This window comes from Neobacillus drentensis (genome assembly GCF_036965425.1).
Lineage (GTDB): Bacteria > Bacillota > Bacilli > Bacillales > Cytobacillaceae > Neobacillus > Neobacillus drentensis_F.
On the sequence record NZ_JBALPP010000005.1, the window covers coordinates 18614 to 41906 of the forward strand.

Annotated in this window: 18 protein-coding genes and 1 pseudogene; 13 read left to right on the forward strand and 6 right to left on the reverse strand. The window is 37.3% G+C overall.

Annotated elements, in window-relative coordinates:
- Nucleotides 1-31: 31 nt before the first annotated feature.
- The 5 genes from V7161_RS00645 to yhbH all read left to right on the forward strand — a co-directional run bounded on the left by V7161_RS00645 (nucleotide 32) and on the right by yhbH (nucleotide 5888).
- Complete coding sequence (locus V7161_RS00645) at nucleotides 32-904, forward strand: amidase domain-containing protein (protein WP_335441804.1); 873 nt, start codon at nucleotides 32-34, stop codon at nucleotides 902-904.
- A 71-nt stretch (nucleotides 905-975) separates the two neighbouring features.
- On the forward strand, nucleotides 976-1449 hold the full coding sequence (trmL, locus tag V7161_RS00650; RefSeq protein ID WP_335441805.1) for a tRNA (uridine(34)/cytosine(34)/5-carboxymethylaminomethyluridine(34)-2'-O)-methyltransferase TrmL: 474 nt from the start codon (nucleotides 976-978) through the stop codon (nucleotides 1447-1449).
- Nucleotides 1450-1508: 59 nt separating this feature from the next.
- On the forward strand, nucleotides 1509-2258 hold the full coding sequence (nfsA, locus tag V7161_RS00655) for an oxygen-insensitive NADPH nitroreductase (protein WP_335441806.1): 750 nt from the start codon (nucleotides 1509-1511) through the stop codon (nucleotides 2256-2258).
- Between the two features lie 329 nt (nucleotides 2259-2587).
- A complete protein-coding gene (locus tag V7161_RS00660; RefSeq protein ID WP_335441807.1) occupies nucleotides 2588-4483 on the forward strand; it encodes a PrkA family serine protein kinase in 1896 nt (631 codons plus the stop codon).
- A 238-nt stretch (nucleotides 4484-4721) separates the two neighbouring features.
- Entirely contained in the window at nucleotides 4722-5888 is a 1167-nt protein-coding gene (yhbH, locus tag V7161_RS00665; protein WP_223593098.1) for a sporulation protein YhbH, read from the forward strand.
- A gap of 38 nt (nucleotides 5889-5926) precedes the next feature.
- On the opposite strand, the gene V7161_RS00670 is transcribed toward yhbH, so the two are convergent.
- Both V7161_RS00670 and nagE read right to left on the reverse strand, forming a co-directional pair.
- Nucleotides 5927-6433, reverse strand: coding sequence for a PTS sugar transporter subunit IIA (locus V7161_RS00670; RefSeq protein WP_335441827.1), 507 nt, complete (start codon nucleotides 6431-6433; stop codon nucleotides 5927-5929).
- Nucleotides 6434-6451: 18 nt separating this feature from the next.
- A pseudogene (nagE, locus tag V7161_RS00675) lies at nucleotides 6452-7888 on the reverse strand (N-acetylglucosamine-specific PTS transporter subunit IIBC); the annotation flags it as partial.
- 291 nt (nucleotides 7889-8179) lie between these two features.
- Between nagE and nagA the strand changes: the two are divergent.
- The 4 genes from nagA to V7161_RS00695 all read left to right on the forward strand — a co-directional run bounded on the left by nagA (nucleotide 8180) and on the right by V7161_RS00695 (nucleotide 12058).
- Nucleotides 8180-9388: an N-acetylglucosamine-6-phosphate deacetylase gene (gene nagA, locus V7161_RS00680; RefSeq protein WP_335441808.1), complete on the forward strand. Its 1209-nt coding sequence runs from the start codon at nucleotides 8180-8182 to the stop codon at nucleotides 9386-9388.
- Nucleotides 9375-10112, forward strand: coding sequence for a glucosamine-6-phosphate deaminase (gene nagB / locus V7161_RS00685; protein ID WP_335441809.1), 738 nt, complete (start codon nucleotides 9375-9377; stop codon nucleotides 10110-10112). Before nagA ends, nagB begins: the two co-directional genes overlap by 14 nt.
- Before the next feature lie 61 nt (nucleotides 10113-10173).
- The gene (locus V7161_RS00690) at nucleotides 10174-10896 is read left to right on the forward strand and encodes a GntR family transcriptional regulator (protein WP_335441810.1); all 723 of its coding nucleotides are present in this window, start codon (nucleotides 10174-10176) and stop codon (nucleotides 10894-10896) included.
- Nucleotides 10897-11029: 133 nt separating this feature from the next.
- Nucleotides 11030-12058 (forward strand): CAP domain-containing protein, encoded by a 1029-nt coding sequence (locus V7161_RS00695; protein ID WP_335441811.1) that lies wholly within the window; start codon nucleotides 11030-11032, stop codon nucleotides 12056-12058.
- Nucleotides 12059-12103: 45 nt separating this feature from the next.
- Here the strand turns inward: V7161_RS00695 and V7161_RS00700 are convergent, their stop codons facing one another.
- The 3 genes from V7161_RS00700 to V7161_RS00710 all read right to left on the reverse strand — a co-directional run bounded on the left by V7161_RS00700 (nucleotide 12104) and on the right by V7161_RS00710 (nucleotide 15459).
- The gene (locus tag V7161_RS00700) at nucleotides 12104-13363 is read right to left on the reverse strand and encodes a HAMP domain-containing sensor histidine kinase (RefSeq protein WP_335441812.1); all 1260 of its coding nucleotides are present in this window, start codon (nucleotides 13361-13363) and stop codon (nucleotides 12104-12106) included.
- 142 nt (nucleotides 13364-13505) lie between these two features.
- Complete coding sequence (locus tag V7161_RS00705) at nucleotides 13506-14660, reverse strand: GGDEF domain-containing protein (RefSeq protein ID WP_335441813.1); 1155 nt, start codon at nucleotides 14658-14660, stop codon at nucleotides 13506-13508.
- 139 nt (nucleotides 14661-14799) lie between these two features.
- Complete coding sequence (locus tag V7161_RS00710) at nucleotides 14800-15459, reverse strand: FMN-dependent NADH-azoreductase (RefSeq protein WP_335441814.1); 660 nt, start codon at nucleotides 15457-15459, stop codon at nucleotides 14800-14802.
- Between the two features lie 393 nt (nucleotides 15460-15852).
- On the opposite strand from V7161_RS00710, the gene V7161_RS00715 reads away from it, so the two are divergent.
- Entirely contained in the window at nucleotides 15853-17271 is a 1419-nt protein-coding gene (locus tag V7161_RS00715) for an MFS transporter (RefSeq protein ID WP_335441815.1), read from the forward strand.
- A 261-nt stretch (nucleotides 17272-17532) separates the two neighbouring features.
- Entirely contained in the window at nucleotides 17533-18909 is a 1377-nt protein-coding gene (locus V7161_RS00720; protein ID WP_335441816.1) for a glycoside-pentoside-hexuronide (GPH):cation symporter, read from the forward strand.
- Between the two features lie 55 nt (nucleotides 18910-18964).
- Here V7161_RS00720 and V7161_RS00725 read toward each other — a convergent pair whose 3' ends face one another.
- Entirely contained in the window at nucleotides 18965-20158 is a 1194-nt protein-coding gene (locus V7161_RS00725) for an ROK family transcriptional regulator (protein WP_335441817.1), read from the reverse strand.
- Nucleotides 20159-20367: 209 nt separating this feature from the next.
- Between V7161_RS00725 and uxaC the strand changes: the two genes are divergently transcribed.
- Nucleotides 20368-21771 carry a glucuronate isomerase gene (gene uxaC, locus V7161_RS00730; protein WP_335441818.1) on the forward strand — a complete coding sequence of 468 codons (1404 nt, stop codon included), beginning with the start codon at nucleotides 20368-20370 and terminating at the stop codon, nucleotides 21769-21771.
- 51 nt (nucleotides 21772-21822) lie between these two features.
- Nucleotides 21823-23235, forward strand: coding sequence for an NADP-dependent phosphogluconate dehydrogenase (gene gndA, locus V7161_RS00735; protein WP_335441819.1), 1413 nt, complete (start codon nucleotides 21823-21825; stop codon nucleotides 23233-23235).
- The last annotated feature ends 58 nt before the right edge of the window (nucleotides 23236-23293 follow it).

The window sequence follows — 23293 nt, forward strand, 5'->3', positions numbered from 1 at the left end:
TTCATAAGTATGAAGGGAAGGAGGGAAGATTATGCGTGAAATTCTTCAAGAACTATTTGAAAAAAGGGTTCAACAATTTGTAGCCAATCACAGAAATTCAAAGGATAATTTTTCAAAAGCAGATAGAAAGCTTGAGTCCTTAGCAAAAAGATCAGCAGAAATCGTCAAAGTGAAAGCAGCTGGCAAGGTCCTTGAAAATACAAGTGAAGACGATTTCCAAACGATAAAATACAATGCTCATTATCAATATTTAATTAAACAAAAAGGCAATCTTTATTTGGAAGAAGAAGTCGAAGAAAGAGTAGCCAAATTTTATAAAGAAACACTAATAATGGATGGGGAAATCAAGCCCATAGAGAATGGAGCTCAGCCTGTGGGATATTCCGAGCCTTTTATGGCGGATACCTTCGATCGCTTAAGCTACCAATATAATCGGTTAAAAGCGATTCAATATGCGGAACGCTGGTGGAACAGCTATAATCCAGCCTATAAAAAGTTTGAAAATGATTGTACGAATTTCATCTCCCAATGTCTTCATGTTGCAGGGGCACCAATGAGAGGCTATCCGAATCGCGGAACAGGATGGTGGATGCAAAATCATAACTGGAGCTATAGCTGGGCAATTGCCAACTCCCTACGCTTATATTTATCTAAATCTACTGCTGGATTAAGGGCAAAAGAGGTAAGCAGCCCCGATCAATTATTATTGGGTGATGTGATTTGCTATGATTTTGAAGGGGACGGCCGATTCAACCATAATACCATTGTCACGGCAAAGGACGCGAACGGAATGCCTTTAGTAAATGCCCACACCTATAATAGTCGAATGAGATATTGGGCGTATGAAGATTCTTCCGCCTATACTCCCAATATCAAATATAGGTTTTACCATATTCTTGATTAAAGGCACTTATCTTGAAAGCAAATGTCATAGTGGTATAATTCAGATAGAGTTTTTTATCTGAGGTGAAATTCGTGTCCATACATGTAGTACTATACCAACCACAAATCCCTTCTAATACAGGGAATATAGCGAGAACCTGTGCAGGTACCGATACCGCTTTACATTTAATTCGCCCGCTTGGCTTTTCAACCGATGACAAGATGTTAAAAAGAGCGGGATTGGATTATTGGGAACATGTAAATATCACATATTACGATTCATTAGAGGATTTTTACGAAAAAAATGCCGGCGGTGAATTTTTTTACTTAACAAAGTTTGGGCAAAAACCGCATAGCAGCTTTGATTATAGTAATCCTGACAAGGACTATTATTTTATCTTTGGCCGGGAAACAACAGGTTTGCCAAAAGACGTTATTGAAACAAATAAAGAGGTTTCATTACGGATTCCAATGAATGATAATATTCGTTCTTTGAATCTCTCCAATACAGCGGCGATTCTTATATATGAAGCACTTCGCCAGCAAAACTTTATTCATTTAAAATAATTGCAAGGAGGTCCTATGGTTTGGGCCTCCTTTTGCTAAAAAAAGAAAGGATAAAAGATATGAATGATACGATAGCAACTATACTTAATCATCGCTCTATTCGACACTTTGAGGACAAACCTTTAACTGAAGAACAAATACGAACCATTGTCACCTCTGCTCAATCCGCATCAACCTCAAGCTTTATTCAGGCCTACTCAATTATTGGGGTTAAGGATAGAGAGAAAAAGAGGAGACTCGCTGAGCTTGCAGGAAATCAGGAATATGTTGAAAAAAATGGCCATTTCTTTGTTTTTTGTGCAGATCTCTACCGCCATACGATTATTGGTGAAAAAGAACAGAAAAACGTCAATTCATCGATTGAAAGCACGGAGAAATTTATGGTTGCTCTCATCGATGCAACATTAGCAGCACAAAATGCAGCGATTGCAGCGGAATCTTTGGGACTTGGTATTTGTTACATTGGAGGCATTCGCAACCAACTAGAGGAAGTTCAAAAGGTTTTAAAAACACCAGAAAGAGTAATTCCTTTATTCGGACTAGCGGTCGGGTATCCAGTAAAACAAAATGAGCGTAAACCAAGACTGCCTTTTGAACATATTTACCATGAAGACGAATATCAACAAAATACGGAAATTTATAACCGGCAGCTGGATGAATATGATGAGTTAATTTCAAATTATTATATTCAAAGAACGGAAGGAAAGAGAAACGACCGTTGGACAGAACAGATGGGGAAAATGCTTGAAAAACAAAATAGAATGTACATGAAGGAATTTATCCAAAAAAATAAATTAGACTTAAGATGAAAAAAGGCTGCTAAAAAATAGCAGCCTTTTGTATGGAAGGATTATTTTGTTCCTGGTTTGTCATTATATCCTGCGGTGAAGATCGCTGCTAAAAATGTAACCATTACTAAAATAACAATGAAAGTGTTCATGTTATGTATTGCCCCCTTCGTCATACAATTTTCTACACATATAAATATTATATCCTATCTTAAAAAAATGAAAAGTGCAATATTCCTTTATTGAAACAAAAAAGATAGACAGTATCTCTTCTTGGTTACGCATGTTCAATAGACAATGTGCATAGAGTATATTAATCGTCTCTGATTAAGCTTTCGGGGGAGGGCCTTATGGATATTCTAAAAAAAATCGAGATGTATCGTGAAGAAGAGGAAAAACTGCGTTGGGAAGGATCATTCGCTGACTATTTATTGTTGTTAAAGGAAAAGCCATGGGTAGCACAATCTGCACATTCTCGAGTTTATAATATGATTAAGGATGCAGGAATTGAAGAGGAAAAAGGGACGAAGAAGTACAATTTCTTTAGCAATCAATTATTCGGTTTAGAGGAAGCACTGGAGCGTCTTGTTGAAGAATATTTCCACCCAGCAGCGAAAAGGCTGGACGTAAGAAAACGTATTTTGTTATTAATGGGGCCGGTGAGCGGCGGTAAATCTACGCTAGTAACGATGCTTAAAAGAGGTTTAGAAAGCTATTCCCACACTGCTAGAGGGTCTGTGTTCGCCATTAAAGGCTGTCCAATGCATGAAGATCCGCTGCATTTAATCCCACATCATTTACGGGGGGATTTTTATGAAGAGTATGGAATTCGAATTGAAGGAAATCTCTCACCGCTAAATATGATGCGGCTTGAACAGGATTATGGCGGCAGAATTGAAGATGTGTTAGTCGAACGTATTTTTTTCTCAGAGGATAAACGTACAGGAATTGGAACCTTTAGTCCATCGGATCCAAAATCACAAGATATTGCAGATTTAACAGGCAGTATTGATTTTTCTACGATTGCTGAATTTGGTTCTGAATCAGATCCGCGTGCTTACCGTTTTGATGGTGAGTTAAATAAAGCAAACCGCGGGATGATGGAATTTCAGGAGATGCTAAAATGTGATGAGAAATTCCTTTGGCATTTACTCTCGTTAACTCAAGAAGGAAATTTCAAAGCAGGCAGGTTTGCGCTCATCAGCGCGGATGAGCTAATCGTTGCGCATACAAACGAAACGGAATATCGTTCCTTTATTTCTAATAAGAAGAATGAGGCATTACACTCCAGGATTATCGTCATGCCGATTCCTTATAATTTAAAAGTTTCACAAGAAGAAAGAATTTATGAAAAGATGATTAGAGAAAGTGATGTTTCTGATGTCCATATTGCACCTCATACTTTAAGAGTGGCAGCCATGTTTACCATTCTTACTCGTTTGAAGGATCCTAAAAAAGGTGATATTGATTTAGTGAAGAAAATGCGCCTCTATGACGGAGAAAATGTAGAAGGATTTAATACTGCAGATGTGGAAGAACTGAAGAAAGAGTATCCAGATGAAGGTATGAGCGGTATTGACCCGCGTTATGTCATTAACCGGATTTCATCGACTATTATTCGAAAAGAAGTACCTTCCATTAATGCCTTAGATGTATTAAGGTCATTAAAAGATGGGCTGGATCAACATCCATCTATTACAGCAGAGCTGCGTGAACGATATATGAATTATATCTCTATTGCTCGAAAAGAGTATGATAATATTGCCAAAAATGAAGTTCAAAAGGCCTTTGTTTACTCCTATGAAGAATCAGCGAAGACATTAATGGATAATTATCTTGATAATGTTGAAGCTTACTGCAATAAAGCGAAACTGCGTGATCCGTTAACAGGAGAAGAGATTAATCCGGATGAAAAATTAATGCGTTCGATTGAAGAACAAATTGGAATCTCTGAAAATGCGAAAAAGGCGTTTAGGGAAGAAATATTGATAAGAATTTCAGCTTTCGCAAGAAAAGGCAAGCGGTTTGATTATAATTCGCATGATAGACTTCGTGAAGCCATTCAAAAGAAACTATTTGCGGATCTAAAGGATGTTGTTAAGATAACTACGTCTTCAAAAACACCAGATGAACAGCAGCTTAAGAAGATTAATGATGTAGTAGCCCGGTTAATTGACGAGCATGGTTATAATTCGACTTCAGCGAATGAATTGCTGCGCTATGTCGGAAGTTTATTAAATCGATAATGCCAAGGGACTGGTAGAAGCAATCTGCCAGTCTGTTTTTTTCCCGAGTAAAAAAATAAATCTTGTCCAATTAGTAGGCAACAACCCAATTGTCAAAATTATTTGTAAATTATTCGCGGTTTCTGCATAGGATAAAGTAATCCATATTTTATCTGATTTTTTCATTCGGGTTATTGTATGTGTGTGATTAAAAAATGTGCATTTTGAAGATGAATAATTTCATAAGGAGGGGTTTACATTGTCAGATAATAACCATCAATTTGTCATTTCAAGAGAAGATTGGTCCCTCCACCGTAAAGGCCACGATGACCAGCAGCGGCATCAGGAAAAAGTCCAGGAGGCAATTCGCAACAATCTTCCAGACTTAATTACAGAAGAGAGCATAATTATGTCTAATGGCCGAGATGTGGTAAAGATTCCAATTCGTTCATTAGACGAATATAAAATTCGTTATAATTATGACAAAAACAAACACGTGGGCCAAGGTGACGGTGACAGTCAAGTCGGTGATGTAGTAGCACGTGACGGTTCCAGCGGGCAAAAGGCTCCAGGCAAAGGGCAGGGAGCAGGAGATCAGGCAGGCGAGGATTATTTTGAAGCCGAAGTGTCTTTAATGGAACTTGAGGAGGCTTTATTTAAACAATTAGAGCTTCCGAATCTGAAAAAGAAAGAAGAACAGGAACATCTTGTTGAAAACATCGAATTTAATGATATCCGCAAAACAGGACTTATGGGGAACATTGATAAGAAACGGACAATGATGTCTGCTTTTAAGCGGAATGCCATGAGTGGGAAGCCGGCATTCCACCCGATTTACAAGGATGATTTGAAATTTAAAACCTGGAATGAAGTAGTTAAACCAGATTCTAAGGCTGTTGTTATCGCGATGATGGATACGAGTGGATCTATGGGGATTTGGGAGAAATACATGGCGCGCAGCTTTTTCTTCTGGATGACCAGATTTTTACGTACAAAATATGAAACGGTAGAGATAGAGTTTATTGCTCATCATACCGAGGCAAAAGTAGTTTCTGAAGAAGACTTCTTCTCGAAAGGAGAAAGCGGTGGAACGATTTGTTCATCCGCATACCGCAAAGCCCTGGAGATCATTGACGCTAAATATAATCCACGAAAATTCAACATTTACCCATTCCACTTTTCAGACGGTGATAATCTCACATCGGATAACGCCCGCTGTGTGAAGTTGGTTGAAGAATTAATGAAGGTATCCAACATGTTTGGATACGGGGAAGTAAATCAATATAATCGCCATTCGACATTAATGTCCGCTTACAAAAATATCAAAGATGAACGTTTCCGCTACTATATTCTAAAACAAAAAGCAGATGTATTCCATGCGATGAAAAGCTTCTTTCAAAAAGAAGAATCAAAACAATATGCATAACAAAAAATCGACAGGTAGGTACCTGTCGATTTTTGCTGCTATTCAATTGAGAGGATTCCGTCTTGACCTTGGGCTGAGTGTCCCTGTTTCTTTACATTTAATTTTGTTAAGTTTGTAAAGATAATTGGAGTCACAACTGATGGTACTGATTTCTTAAGGAACTCTAAATCAAATTTCAGGATTTCCTGACCTTTAGTAACTTTTTGTCCTTCTTCAACAAGTATAGTAAAGCCTTCACCTTTTAAATTAACGGTATCCAAGCCAATATGAATAAGGATTTCATAGCCTTGATTAGATTTAATTCCAATTGCATGCTTCGTAGGGAAAACATTCATAATTTCGCCGTCAACTGGTGAAACCACTGTACCTTTTGATGGAACAATTCCAAAACCGTCTCCCATCATTTTTTGGGAGAAAACTTGGTCTGGAACTTCAGTAATCGGGATAATTTCTCCTTCGATTGGCATTACAAAATCTTTATCAGAAAGTGGTGAAAGACCATCTGATTCAACCGGAGCAGACGATTTTGATAAAGCTGGATTCATTCCAGTAGGTTTTTTACCTCGAAGTTTTAGAATTTCATCTGCCACGAATTGTACATTCGTTCCGACAATGACTTGAATGCTTTGCTTTCCAACAATATTTATTCCAGGAACACCAGTCGCTTTAATTTTTTGCTTGTCGACAGCATTCATGTCTTTTACTTCCATTCTTAAACGTGTAACACAATTGTCTACAGAAGTAACATTTGCGTCTCCGCCTAATCCTTCATAAATCTGTGCTGCCATGACGGCAAATTTGCTGTCACCTGCTGGAACAGTTACGTCAGATGACTCTTCATCATCTTCTTCACGTCCAGGAGTCATTAAGTTGAATTTCGTAATAATGAATCGGAATAAGAAATAATAGATAACCGCAAACACTAAACCTTGGACTATTAACATGTAAGGATGGTTTGCCAATGGTAATCTTGAACTTAAGATAAAGTCAACTAAACCAGCACTAAAACCGAATCCTGCTGTCCAATGGAATGCTGCTGCGACGGCTAATGAAATCCCAGTTAAAACAGCATGTACTACATAGAGCATTGGAGCAACAAACATAAAAGCAAATTCGATTGGTTCTGTAACACCTGTAAAAAATGCTGCGAAACCTGCGGCTAACATTAAGGAAGCAACTGTTTTTTTCTTCCTGTCTTTTGCAGTATGATACATTGCTAATGCAGCTGCTGGAAGACCAAACATCATGACAGGGAAGAATCCGGCCTGGTACATACCAGTAATGCCTTTTGTTCCCTTTCCAGCCCAGAAATTACCAATATCATTGATTCCAGCTACGTCGAACCAGAATACTGAGTTTAAGGCATGGTGTAAACCAGTTGGAATCAATAAACGATTAAAGAATCCATATAAACCTGCGCCAAAAGCACCTAAATGAGAAATACCTTTACCAAATGATACAAGTCCAGTAAAGATTACAGGCCATAGGAAGAATAAAATTGCTGAAACAATAAGCATAGATACTGCGGTCATGATTGGTACAAGCCGCTTACCGGAGAAAAATGCTAAAGCATCCGGTAATTTTACATGGCTAAAGCGGTTGTACATCATGGAAGCAACAATACCTGAAAGAATACCAACAAAAGCATTACCAATCTTTGCGAACGCAGGATCAACCTCTTCTGGTTTAATCCCTTGCAGTAATGCCACTGTCCCTGTTGAAAGCAAGGTTGTTACTACCAAGTAAGCAACCAAACCGCTTAACGCCGATGAGCCATCCTTTTCTTTCGCCATTCCCAGTGCTACCCCAACTGCAAATAGGATTGGGATATTATCAATAATGGATGACCCAGCTTTAATTAAGAAAGCAGCCAGTGGACTATCAGCACCCCAGCCAGATGGATCGATCCAATAACCAATACCCATTAAAATGGCTGCAGCTGGTAAAACAGCTACAGGAAGCATCAATGAGCGACCAATTCTTTGTAAATATTTCTTCATCTCAGTACCTCCTATTAAAATTATTGAAAAAAATAAACAATATAATGAATGATTTCTTCAAAAAGGTTGTTGCCGGTGTAAGCGCTTTTCCAAAGTAAATATACCATTAAATATCTATAGACGTCTATACCAATTTTTAAAAATTTTTTTAGAGAATATCGCATTATAGGAAAAGAAGATTATTCTATATGGGAAAAATAAAATCAGATATTTTATTATCCTCAATTGGTATAGACAACTAGATAATGGTGATGCTAAAATTTAGGTATAACCTGAAAGGAAGTATTGAAAATGAATCTAAACCTTAATCATATTTTACTTAAGGGTATACGGGTTTATTCAGATGACCAGATAATTGAAGATGGCTATATAAAAATAGAAAACGAAAAAATCATTGAATTGGGAACATTAAGCGTGCTAACTAATGAAGATAACTATCAGATTATAGAATTGCTTGGCCATTTTAAAGCAGTTCCAGGCTTTATTGATGTCCATATTCATGGAGTGGCTGGTGCAGATACGATGGATGCAACAAGTGAAGCGCTGGATACAATGGTTCGGGCCCTGCCACAGGAAGGAACCACAAGCTTTTTAGCTACTACGATGACACAAGAAGGAAAACAAATTGAGCAGGCATTAATAAATGCTGGAAACTATATTAAAAATCAACATCCTCAAGGTACTGCAGAAATACTAGGCATTCACCTTGAAGGTCCTTTTGTAAATGCAAAGATGGCAGGGGCACAGCCGATACAGCATATTGTGGACCCTGATCTTGATCTATTTAAAGAATGGCAGAAGCTGTCCAACGGATCGATTAAACTTGTTACTTTAGCTCCTGAGCAGCCTGGGGGACTTGAAATGATTCGCTACTTAAAGGAAAACGGTGTTATTGCATCCCTTGGCCATACAAATGCCACTTATGAACAGGTTGAGGATGCAATCGTAGCGGGTGCAAACCACGTTACGCATCTTTTCAATCAAATGAGGGGACTGCATCACCGTGAACCAGGTGTAGTAGGTGCTGCATTTTTACATGATGAATTGAAGGCAGAAATTATTGTAGATGGGGTACATGTCCGGCCAGAAATGGTCCATCTCGCGTATAAGCAAAAGCGGAGTGATGGTTTACTGTTAATTACGGATTCTATGAGAGCAAAATGCTTGAAAAACGGCATGTATGATCTTGGCGGCCAAGAGGTAACGGTTCAAGATGGAAAAGCAACGTTAGCAAACGGAACTCTGGCAGGAAGCATTTTAAAATTAGGGCATGCGGTTAAAAACATCTTAACCTATACAGGGTGTTCGGTTGAAGAAGCCATTGAAATGGCATCTGTTAATCCAGCAAAGCAATTAAATATATTTGAACGGAAAGGAAGTATCGCCGCAGGTAAGGATGCTGACATTGTCATCCTAGATGACAAAATGGAAGTGGTTATGACATTCTGCCGCGGCACACTTGCCTATAAAAAGGAGGGTATATCCAATGAAAGTCATTGAAGTGAAAGACTACGCTGAAATGAGTCAAAAAGCCGCTGAATATATTATCCAAAAGGTTTGTCAAAATCCACGGATTAAGCTGGGACTTGCGACTGGCGGGACACCAATTGGGACTTATAAAAACTTAATAGAAGACCACAAAAAGAATGGAACTTCTTATCAAAATGTAACGACTTTTAATTTAGATGAATACATTGGCCTCCCGGGTGAAAACAAAAATAGCTACCGGTATTACATGAATGAGCAGCTTTTTAATCATATTGATATAAATTTGAATAAAACAAATATCCCCAAAGGCGATATAAAGGATATGGAAGCCGAATGCCTTCGGTATGAGGATTTAATTAGCAAACATGGTGGCATTGATCTGCAAATTCTTGGAATTGGCAGTAACGGACACATAGGATTTAATGAACCTGGAACCTCATTTAACTCGATTACCCATATTGTCAAATTAGCTCAATCAACCATAAATGCAAACGCCAGATTTTTTAATCGAGTCGAAGAAGTTCCGACAAAAGCGATTACAATGGGAATATCCTCCATTTTAAAAAGTAAAGAAATTCTTCTTTTGGTTTCTGGAGAAAACAAAAAAGAAGCTTTATCCAAGCTTTTGAATGGCGAAATTAATGAAAGTTTCCCAGCTTCTGTATTGAAAAATCATCCATGTGTTACAATTATTGCAGATAAAGCGGCGGTTGCGGGTTTAAAGGTTCATAGTTAGTTATGAAATAAAGTGTGAAACTAAGGCAGCCCTAGTTAAATTAGAAAGGTGTACGTAGGAGATGATTAATAAAAACTCCCCCATTCCACTTTATTATCAATTGGAAGAACATATAAAGGAATTAATTGAAAATGGTGAATTAATGCCTGGAGATGCTTTGCCTCCAGAAAGAGAGTATGCTGAAAAGTACCAAATAAGCAGGATGACAGTCAGACAGGCCTTTACTCAGCTAGTAAATGAGGGGTATTTAAATCGTTTGCAGGGGAAGGGAACATTTGTCGCCGAACGGAAAATTGAACAACCCTTACAAGGACTGACAAGCTTTACTGAAGACATGATATCAAGAGGACTTTCTCCAGGGAGTCAATTAATCCATTTCGAGATCATTCCTGCGACAAGTCTAATTGCCGGGCAGTTAAAGATACAAGAATATGGGCCGGTATATGAAATAAAGCGGATTCGTTTAGCTGATGGGGTCCCCATGGCTTTTGAAACCAATTATATTTCGGCAAATCTTGTAAAAGGACTTACAGAAGAAATTGTCAATCAATCCTTGTACGCTTACATTGAAGGACAATTGAACTTGAGAATCGACAGTGCTTCCCAAGTTATTGAGTCATCCATTGCAAGTCGATCGGAAGCAAATAATTTAAAAATTGCCAAAGGGGCACCGGTAATGCTGATTCAACGAAATACTTACCTACAAAATGGCACTCCAGTTGAATTTGTAAAATCTGTTTATAGAGCAGATCGATATAAATTTAAGATTCAGATGAAACGATAAACAGCTGCATTTTTGCATCTGTTTTTTTTTTATATTCCTTGGTGATTAAGACGTTTATTACCATTAATACTTTCTCCAAAAAAATTAAAAATAAGAAGGCAAGAGATTCTTTTGCAAGGAGGAGGTATTTCAATTGATAAAAAAACCAGTGGGGTTACTTTTAACAGGGGTCTTATCTTTGGGACTCGCTGCTTGTAATAACAACAATAAAAATGATTTAAATGATCGAACTGGGATGAATATCACCGATAGGGATAACCGTATTATGGATGTCCGTAATGGCAGGGATGATGGCATCGACCACAACGGGCCGCTTACCGAGGATTACACTAATAAAAATAACAATGACCGGGATCTTGATTTAAATTTGTTTAATGATAATCGTAAAATTAGACGTGATAAAGACGATATGATTTCGGCTTATCAAACGAACTTAGACAGCAATCAATATCCGCATACACAAGCGGTATTAACCAGGGATGCAAAATACCAATTTGTTCGTCTTGATCCAAGCCAAGCTAATTTGTCGGGAATGATGCAGCAAATACAGCCATATTTACAGCAGCAACTTCAGCCGTATTTACAGCAACAAACTCCTAATGCGGGAGCACCAGCCGGACAACAAGCGCCGAGGGTTACAACACCAACACCAAAGGTAACTTCACCGGTCCCAAAACAAACTCAGCCGGCACAACCAGCTCCTACACCAGCTGCACCGGCACCAAAGCCAGCAGCACAAGCACCAAAGCAGCCTGCACAGACCCAAGCTCCCGCTACTGGGGCAGTCAGCCAATATGCGCAGCAGGTTATTGATTTAACGAATGCACAAAGAAGTAAAAATGGTCTTCCAGCTTTAAAAGCTGATACCCAGCTAAGTGGAGTTGCTCAAAAGAAAGCTGTAGATATGCAGCAAAACAATTATTTTTCGCATACCAGCCCAACTTATGGTTCACCATTCGACATGATGAGAGATTTTGGAGTAACGTACAGAGCAGCGGGTGAAAATATTGCCCAAGGACAGCGCACACCGCAGGAAGTAGTTACTGCCTGGATGAACAGTCCAGGGCATCGTGCTAACATTTTAAGCTCCAAATTTACCCACATTGGAGTAGGCTTTGAAGGAACAGGTAAACATTGGTCACAAATGTTTATCGGGAAGTAATCACAAAAAACGACGGGTTTATTATTACCCCGTCGTTTTTTCAATTTATTCTTTTTTCATTAAGGTAGATATAGTTGGAAACTCAAAATGAAAGGTTGTTCCCACACCTAGTTCACTTTCTTCCCAAATGTTCCCGTCCATCGCCCGAACAATGCTATAGACAACCATCATTCCTAGGCCCGTGCCGTTTTTCCCTTTTGTCGAATAAAACGGTTCTCCTAACCGTTCAAGCTGTTCACCGGTCATGCCAATTCCGGTGTCTTTCACTCGAATGGTTACATTGCTTTGGGTATACTCAGTAGTAATAGATAAATGACCCCCATTTGGCATTGCTTCTATTCCGTTTTTCAACACATTCACAAAGCATTGGCGAAATTTTTGTTGATCACCTTTGATGAAACCTATAACGGAAAAATCAGTCAAAATTTCTACAGAATTTTGATTAGCTAATGGTTGAAGAATATTAATGATCTGTCTTAGTTCACTTTTCACATTAAGTTCCTCAAACGTTTCTAATGAAGGCTTGGCAAACGTTAAATAATCCTGAATAACCCTTTCTGCTGATATTAATTCTTCCTTTACGATGGAGAGGTATTCCTTTCTTTTTTGCCTGGAAAGATAGTCATCCTGCAGCAATTGGACAAAACCGCTTGCTGCTGTAAGCGGATTTCGAATTTCATGGGATATTGCTGCTCCCATTTGCTCAACTGCTTTTAATTTTTCCGCTTTTATGAGCTGTTGCCTCATTTCACTATTTCTTCTTACAAATTCAATTGAATAGGATATTATTCCAATTCCAAGAGGAGGAATCACTAAGTAAGCAAACAAAGCATCGAACAGGTTAGCATGAGTGTTTTCAAATTCCATTCCAATAACTGTAAACGCTCCTAGAATGATACCCATAACGACTGATATCAAAATACGGCGAGCGGAAACTTGTCTTGAAAACCAGGGATAAATCCTCCATAAAACAATACTAAGCGGGATATAAAGTAATAATGTTTGATAAAAACCTAAATTAATCCCATAGAAAATCCTTAAAATAATTGTGGCCGCTACCAGAATAGGCCCTATTCCAACATAAAGTCCCCCGATTACCAAAGGTATGATTCTTAAATCATATCTGGCATAGGAAACAGGATGATAAGAAAACTGAATAAAAACCCAAAGAACAAAAATTGAAAATAGAATGATAAAAGGTTTAGATATATTCGTCCTTTTGCTTTTTTCAAAAAAAATGACACAAAAAAATAGAAGAATAATTAAAATGGTGAGATTTAAGAAAAAGTGTTTCGTAATTTCCATTTACTTCACCGTCCATTAAAGGCCTTTAGGAAAATTTTACAGCTATTTTAGGCAAGATACAACAAAATTTGCATAATATTTCGAAAAAATACAACAAAAGAATAAAACCTATAAAAAAAAGGGGAATGTTTTCACAAATCCCCTAGCGTAAAGATGAAACGGTGTTTCTTCCTTTAGTTTTGGATAAATAAAGAGCAGTGTCCGCCTTTTTAATTAATTCATTGGCATTAGATAAAGAATTTGGAATCATTGTGGCAATACCGATACTTATTGTGACAATATTGGCAATCTCTGAACTTGTATGAGCAATCTTGAGTGACTGAACAGTATCCTGAATAAGCTGGGCAATTCTGCGGCCTTCCGTCTCGACGGCAGCAGGGAGGATAAGGGTAAACTCTTCACCGCCATATCGACAGAATGTATAGTTCAAATCAGATGGAAACAAATCTTGAATGGCCTGTGCTATATTTTGTAAACAAAAGTCTCCAGATAAATGACCATATGTATCATTGTATTTTTTAAAATAATCTATATCAAACATGAGTAAAGAAATAGGGGAGTTTGTATCTATTGATTTGACCCACTCAGTTTCCAGTGTTTGGTCAAAATATCTGCGATTGGCAATGCCGGTTAAACCATCCATAAAGGATAACCGATTCAAAAGCTCATTGGCTTTATGCAATTTTTGTTCGGATTGCTTGAGTTTAATGACGCTAACCTCAAGTTCTCTTTGTGCCTGATTTGATCTTGCAACAAACTCTAAAAAATGATATGCAATAAATCCGCCAATTAAAGAAAAGGTATAATGAACTACTAAAACATTCTTCAGGACCTGTAAGTCATGAATTCTAAGAAAGAAAATAAATGAAATGATCAATAATCCGAACAGGTTCATGACAACTGCTTTTACCGATGGATGATATCTAAATTTGGAGATTAGGCCACAAACAATACCTGTTAAAAGTGCTCCAAAGGAAGGGAGCAGGGCGGCTTGATTAAAGTCAAAAAATACGATTCTTCCAATTGCAATTAGCAGGGAAGCCAGTAAGGAGGGGATAAATCCGCCGAAAACAGCTGCAATAACAATAGCAATGTGTCTTAAATCGGCGATAATATTCGTGCTAATATGAATGCTGAACACCATTAATATGTTGCCAAGCAAGCCAAAGGAAAGTCCCCAATAAAGCTTTGTAGATAATGGTGCTAATAAGGTTAAGGGCCTATTTTTAAAAATTTGTCCCATAAGAGAAAAGGCCGCTACTAACAATGCGGTATTTGTAACAAAATCTTTTAACATTTGATAACTCCTGGCCTGTAAAGTAAATACTTCAGTTTATTCTTCCAATTATACTATAAGTTAACTATTTTCGATAAAATTTGATAAAACCTCAAAAAAAAGAAACTTCTGGTAAAAAGGAAGTTTCTTTTTTTATAGACTATACAGCTATTGTTTTTTTTGCGAAATCCTTAGCGACGATAATTGCTTTTTCCTTTGCAGCTGCCACTATTTCAGGAACCCTTTGAGGATATAGATCGAATCCCTCTGCAACAATAGTATCCATTACTTCAATGCCTAGAAAACGCAAGGCAATTTTTAAATAACGGTCGCCGGATTCTAATTCCTGCATTGGGGTCCCTGTATATTGTCCTCCGCGCGTTTGAATATGAAGGGCTTTTTTATTGGCTAAAAGTCCTTTTGGACCATTCGGTGTATGTGTAAAGGTTTTGCCTGCAATAAACAGATTATCAAGAAAGGCTTTTAAAACTGCTGGTGAATTTAGGTTCCACATGGGAGAAACAAAAACATAATAATCAAACGTAATAAACTCATCTGCTAATGCATGCATCTTTAAAATTTTCTCTCTCTCAACCTCCGAAAGCTGGTCTATTGTATAACCATAACCTGCTAATTTTCCACGCGCAAACACTAGATCAGCATCCATTTGGACAAAGTCTAGGCTAAATAGATCCAATTTCTTTATTTCAATCTCCGGATGTTCCAAGTGAAAAGCTTGTAGGAAGGCTTCACCAATCTGTAGGCCTTTTGATTTTTCCAGCCCTTTAGGATTGGCTGAAATATAAAGTAACTTTTCCAAATAATCACGCCCTATCAACATAATATTATTTTATTACCTTTATTATAAAAAAAAGTTCCTTGCTCAACATTGAAAAATAGGTGAAATTCTTGAACAATAAGTGTCTAGTAAATTTCTATTTCCAATTAAATACAGAATATTTAAAATGGAAAAAATTTTTTAATAGCGCTTTCAAAATATTATTGACGGAACCAAACAGTGGGTGATAAGATACAAATAACATTAATTAGTTCAGTAAACTAATTAATAAAATCTCGAGATTAAATTTTTTTAAAAAGAAATGAAAAGGGTTTCAGATTTTTAAAAAGTCAGTCAATCGTCAAGAAAAAAAGATTTAGAAGAATCTATTTTAATTTTTACAAACAAAATCAAACTAGTAATGGAGGGGTAAAGATGAGTCAAAACGCTAAGCTTAAAGTAGAGCCAACAACAAGTGGACCAAAGGCTGCAACAACCAAGCCTTTTGGAATGAAAGATAAACTAGGTTATTTATTTGGTGATTTCGGGAATGATTTTTTCTTTATTTTAGTTGCTGCGTTCTTAATGGTGTACTATACTGACGTTTATGGTCTAAATCCGGCATTTGTTGGTACTCTGTTTTTAATTGCACGATTATGGGACGCTGTAGCAGACGTTTCATGGGGCCGCTTTATTGATACTAGAAGAGCGGGTAAAAATGGAAAGTTTAGACCCTGGATTTTTAGAATGTCCTTTCCGCTTGTTATTACTGGTGTATTAATGTTTGTTCACATTCCAGGCATGTCAACAGGATTTTATGAGGCATATGCCTTTGTAACCTATATTTTGTGGGGAACCTTATATAGTACTGTTAATATTCCTTATGGTTCAATGGCATCAGTTATTACAAGTGATCCTGTTGAGCGTACTAGCCTATCTAGCTTCCGTACTTTAGGTGGCAATTTAGCTGGTTTAATCATTAACGTTGTCGGTCCGATGATATTGTTTGTAAACAATAAAGCAGACGCAAATCATTTCTTATTAGGTGCAATTATTTTTGGAGTTCTTTCAATCGCATGTTATATGGCATGTTATAAATTGTCAGTTGAACGTATTGCCATGGATGAAACAGAAAAACCAAAAGTTAAATTAGGCCAAACCATAAAAGGTCTTGGAAAAAATAAGCCATTATTATGGATTTTAATCGCTTCACTAACCTTTATGGTATGTTTTATGTTAATTGGTACAGTAAACGTGTACTTATTTAAAGATTATTTTGGCAACGCAAAAGCATTAAGTATGGTAGGACTTATTCAATCAGTAGCTGTGTTTGTGGGAATGCCTTTAATTAAACCGTTAGTTGCTAAATTTGGTAAAAAAGAAGTGGCATCAGCAGGTATTTTACTTGCCGCAGTGGTTTATGGTGCTTTATATTTCTTGCCTAACTTATCTGCAAATCAATTTATTGGAATTTTATCTATTGCTATGTTCGGTTATGGAATCTTTAACTTAGTAGTTTGGGCGTTTGTAACAGACGTTATTGATTATCATGAATATTTAACTGGATTACGTGAAGATGGAACCGTTTATTCAATCTATTCATTTGCGCGTAAAGTCGGTCAGGCTATTGCCGGCGGTCTTGGTGGTTATGCGATTGCGGCAGTTGGCTATAATGCAACTCTTAAATCCCAATCACAAAGTACACTTGATGGGATTCATACTTTAGGCACACTAGTTCCATTCATTGTCTTAATCGTGATTTTCTTAATTCTTGTCTTCTTATATCCATTAAATAAAGTTAAAACTCAGCAGCTTGCGATTGACTTAGCTGAAAAAAGAAATTCTCAAAAATAATACAGACAATAATAAATGATACAAAGGCTCTGATTACCGATTAAAGGTGATCGGAGCTTTTTTCGTTCAAAATTATACAAAATTTTTGTAACGCTTTCATTGACGAAAAATGTCGAAGGTGTTAATATACAGTCATAGATAATTAGTAAGTTTATTAAACAAATTAATAGAAAATGTATTGAATAATTTAGTTTTTTTTATTTAGTAATGAAAAGGGTTTCAAAATTATTGTCTGTAAATTGAGAAGGGAAGCGAAGAAAGATGGAAACGACAGGCACAAAGAAACTTACATTAAAAGAAAAAGTGTCGTACGGTTTAGGGGATGTTGGAAATGGATTCATGTTCGATATGGGCCAATTATATTTGCTTAAATTTTATACGGATGTATTAGGGATTTCAGCTTATTGGGGCGGATTAGTATTTTTAATTTCTAAAATATTTGATGCTTTTGCTGATTCATCGGTTGGAGCATTTGTTGATAGACGAAACTTAGGTAAACGGGGGAAATTTAGACCATTTATCTTGTTTGGATCGATTCCTTTAGCAATAATGACGGTCATTTCATTCTTAGCACCTGACTTCTCTGGTACAGGAAAAATTGTCTTTGCATTTGTAACCTACATGCTGTTCGGACTTGCTTATTCATTTGTCAATATTCCCTACGGTTCACTTGCAGCTTCCATGACCCAAGATTCTGTCGATCGTGCTTCTCTTGGGTCATTTAGAGCAATTGGCAGCCAGTTTGCCATGTTAGTTTCCCGAATGACCGTAATTCCTATTGTTTCACATTTTCCAAATGAAAAGATCGGGTACGCTGTGGGTATTGCAATAATGGCTGCTATTGGAGTGATTTTCCATTATATTTGTTATCGTAATACGAGCGAAAATATTATAAGAGCGCCAAAAGCGGATCAAGAAAAGATTCCTATGTCACGATTATTTAAATTATTGTTAAGTAACAGACCGCTAATCGCCCTTTGCTTTGTATGTTTGTTTATGGTGGCAGCAAGCAATCTCCGCACGGCAGTACAGCTATACTATTTACAATATAATTTAAAAAATACAGGTCTTATAACACTACTATCCTTTACTAGTGTAGGAATTGCTGTTGTTGGTTCTTTTTTTATTCCAACTCTTGTTAAAAGATTTGGCAAGAAGAAAACATTCATTATTGGGTTATTAATTGGTGTTGCTGCAGATGCTGCAAACTTTACTTTGCCGGCTAATGTTCCAACATTTCTAGTATTATTATCAATCGGCAGCCTTGGATTAAGCTTTGCCCTTGGATTGCCATGGGTTATGGTTGCAGACACAATCGACTACCATGAATGGAAAACAGGACAACGAACTGAAGGTGTTGTATATTCTTCCTATAGCTTCTTCCGTAAATTAGCACAAGCACTGGCTGGTTTTATACCTGGGGTAGCGCTTGGATTAATTGGATATGTTCCAAATGTACAACAAACGGCCGAAACCTTATTGGGAATTAAAGGCTTAATGTTCCTTGTCCCTGCGGCATTCAATTTAATTGCTTGTGTGATTTTAATAGTTGTCTATAATTTAACTGATGAAAAATACCAAAATATTGTAGAGGAATTAAAAGTAAAGAATTCAAATGAAAAATTAAAAAGTGCATAATAAAAAACCCCTTTCAGCTTTATGGCTGAAAGGGGTTTTTACTTTTGAAAAAAGCCTAAATGAGTGCGCTTTCATTTTGTGTGGTTTGCTGGTCATAGGATAAATTCAGCATAGGCACATCTAAAAAATGTTTAATTGCAAGGGCACACGCACCGAGAACACATGATTTTTTTCCGATATGAGATAAGGTTAATTCCCGATAGTGGCTGATGGAGGAATTTAGTTTTTCCTTAATTTTTGTTAAAGAGTCTGGATACATCCGCAGCAATTCACTATCAAGGACAAGCACTTCTGGGTTATACATATTTATCATATTATTTAATCCGATAGCGAGATAATAAAGGAATTGCTCCATCATTTCGTGAACTTCTTGATCACCTTCATCAAGCCATTTCTGAATTTGGTCATAGGTTAAATTCTTAATGTTCCTTTTTTCAGAAAGAAATTCAAAAATCCTTGATTCTGACGAGTATTTTTCCCAGCACCCTTTATTCCCGCAATTACAAGGTCTGCCATCAGGCACAATAATCATATGACCTGCTTCACCTGCAAAACCGTCATGCCCACGAAAAAACTCATTTTTCATCATCATTCCGAGGCCAATTCCGGAGTAAAGGGATGCACTTAAAAGATTTTCTGTTTCGTGATGAAAAAATACACGCTCTGCAAAGGAAGAGAGATTTGCATTGTTTTCAATGTAGATTGGGATATTAATCTGTCTTTCCAAATCACCTTTGAGGTCAAGGTCGTTCCAATGCAGGCGTGGAACATAATGAATTCTCTCATCTTTTGCCACAAGACCATGGATCGCAATGACAATCCCCACAATACCATAACGACTATCGGAGTGTAGTGCCTCATATTGTTTAATTTGATCAACTAAAAGTGGAAGAATCTCAGAATATTCAATTGTGTTTATTTCAATAAATTTTGAAGAGATAGGTTGTCCTGCAAGATTCGAAAGGGTAAATGAAATTTGCCCATAATCAAGGTCAATGCCTAGGGCATACCCTGCTTGGCCATCTAAAGAAAGCATAATCGGCTTCCTGCCGACTGAATTGTGTTCCAGCTGTGTTTCAATAATAAGCCCTTCTTCTAATAAGTCAGCCACCTGCGCTGAGATGGTTGCTCTAGTTAAGGCTGTAACTTTGGATAAATCTGCCCTCGAAATCATTCCTTCCTTGACAATTTCTCGAATAATCAAGGATCGATTGATTTTTTTTATATAAGCCGCATCACCGGTAATCATTAAAATCCTCCATTTCACGCAGATCATTTAAATATATTACTATTATAACAGGTTATTTCAATTTATTCATAAACTGTTAATTGACTAAACAAAATAATCGTGATAAATTAGGAGTGTAATTAATTTGTTCACTAAACAAATTAAATTGAAAAGAAAACTTTATTTTTTTTATAAACATTGTAAGGGTTTACAGATATGGAGGGGACTTTATGAAAGCCTTTTTAGACAAACATTTTTTACTTAACACAGAAACAGCCGTACAACTTTATGATAATGCTGTTACTGGATTGCCGATTTTTGATTTCCACTGCCATTTAAATCCACAAGAGGTTTGGGAGAACAAGCCTTATGAAAATATTACACAGGTTTGGCTAGGCGGGGACCATTATAAATGGCGATTAATGCGAATGCATGGTATTAGTGAACGTTACATTACTGGCTCTGCAAGTGATTGGGAGAAATTTGCTGCTTGGGCTGAAACCGTTCCATCTATAATTGGAAATCCGCTTTATCATTGGACACATATGGAATTGAAAATGTTTTTTGGAATTGAAAAAAACCTTAGCCCGGAAACAGCCCGTGAAATTTACGACGAATGTAATGAAAAGTTAAAGGAGCCGGATTTTAGACCAAGAGCTTTTATCGAACGTTCTAACGTGAAATTTATCGGTACCACAGATGATCCAGTTTCACCACTTGAATACCACAAATTATTAAAAAATGATGATTCCTTTAAAGCAATTATTGCACCGACATTCCGACCTGATGGAGCGCTTTTTATTGAACGCCCTAGCTTTGGAGAGTGGATTAAAAAATTAAGTGAAGTTTCTGCGATTGAGGTTAATTCCTTAGATACCTTTTTACAGGCATTAAAGCAGCGTGTTGATTTCTTCCACGAAAATGGCGGACGGGCATCTGACCATGATATTCAAAAAATGGAATATGTAGAAACGACAATGGAAGACGTAGAAAAAATCTTTAATAAGCGTATAAGCGGAGAGCAGCTATCTAATAATGAATTAGTGAGTTACCGTGCTTTCTTATTGAAAGAACTAGGAAAAATGTATGCTGAAAAACAATGGGTTATGCAGCTTCATATGGGAGCACTAAGAAATAACAATACTAGAATGAAAGAACTTATTGGTCCAGATACAGGCTTTGACTCTGTTGGTGAGGCGAATTTTGCTGAAGGATTGTCTCGATTCCTGGATACTCTTGACAAAGAGGATGCTTTGCCAAGGACAGTATTGTTCAATCTAAATGCTAAAGATAATGTAGTTCTTGCAGGAATGATGGGGAACTTCTATGAAGAAGGTGTTCCGGGGAAAGTTCAAATAGGTTCCGGCTGGTGGTTCCTCGACCATAATGATGGCATGGAAAAGCAAATGAAGGATTTTGCTAACGTTGGACTACTTAGCCATTTCATTGGCATGTTGACCGATTCTCGCAGCTTCCTTTCATATGCCCGCCACGACTACTTCCGCAGAATTCTCTGTAACATTTTAGGTGAATGGGTGGAAAAAGGCTTAGCACCAAATAATATGGCATTCCTGGAGCAGATGGTAAGGAATATCGGCTATTACAATGCTGAAAAATATTTTTTACAACGATAAAAAGGTACAATTATAAAGGAACATATTTCTAAGAAAGCTGAGGGATTAGAGATGTCGAAACAACAAATTGGTGTTGTTGGTTTAGCTGTAATGGGAAAAAACCTGGCTCTAAATATTGAAAGCAGAGGTTATTCTGTTGCAGTTTTTAACCGTTCATACGAGAAAACAGAAGAGTTTTTAAAGAATGAAGCTGAGGGTAAAAACTTTGTTGGTGCCCGCACTGTCGAAGAGTTTGTCAATTCACTAGAAAAGCCAAGAAAAATCTTATTGATGGTTAAAGCTGGAACAGCAACGGATGCTACGATTGATTCGCTTAAACCTTACCTTGAAGAGGGCGATATCCTGATCGATGGCGGAAATACCTTCTTCCAGGATACGATTAGACGAAATAAGGATCTTGAAACAGCAGGGTTCCATTTCATTGGCACGGGTGTTTCCGGAGGGGAAGAAGGAGCATTAAAAGGCCCTGCCATCATGCCAGGCGGTAAAGAGGAAGCTTATGAGCTTGTCAAACCTATCTTTGAAGCCATTTCTGCAAAAGTTAACGGAGACCCTTGCTGTACTTATATTGGACCAAATGGCGCAGGGCATTATGTAAAAATGGTTCATAATGGCATTGAATACGGCGATATGCAATTAATTTGTGAAGCATATTTTATTTTGAAAAATGTCCTTGGCTTGAATGCAGAAGAACTTCATGAAGTGTTTGCAGAATGGAATAAAGGGGAATTAGACAGTTATTTAATCGAAATTACAGCAGATATTTTTACAAAGGTTGACGAAGAAACAGGCAAACCACTAGTAGAAATGATTTTAGATACTGCCGGACAAAAAGGCACAGGAAAATGGACAAGCCAAAATGCCTTAGATCTTGGAGTACCGCTGCCAATCATTACTGAATCAGTCTTTGCCCGCTTTATTTCAGCCATGAAAGAAGAGCGTATTCAAGCAAGTAAAATCTTGAATGGCCCAGCAGTAAAACCCTTTGAAGGGAATAAAGAAGAGTTGATTGAAGCGGTTCGAAAAGCTTTATATATGAGTAAAATTTGCTCCTATGCACAAGGATTCGCTCAAATGCGCTCTGCATCGGAAGAGTACGAATGGAATCTTCAATATGGAAATATTGCAATGATTTTCCGCGGCGGGTGTATCATTCGTGCCCAATTCCTGCAAAAAATTAAGGATGCCTATAACCGTGAACCACAATTAGCTAATTTATTATTAGATCCTTATTTTAAGGAAATTGCAGAAAGCTATCAGAAGGAATTACGTCAAGTTCTGGCTGTGGCGATTGAACGCGGAATTCCTGTTCCGTCATTCGCAAGTGCGATTGCCTATTATGACAGCTATCGGACTGAAACTCTTCCAGCGAACTTGCTTCAGGCACAACGGGACTATTTTGGTGCTCACACGTATCAACGTATCGATAAAGATGGCGTTTTCCATACAAACTGGATGGAATAATCTTAACATGAAAAAGGGACAAAACTTACTAATAGGTTTTGTCCCTTTTTTCTGAAAT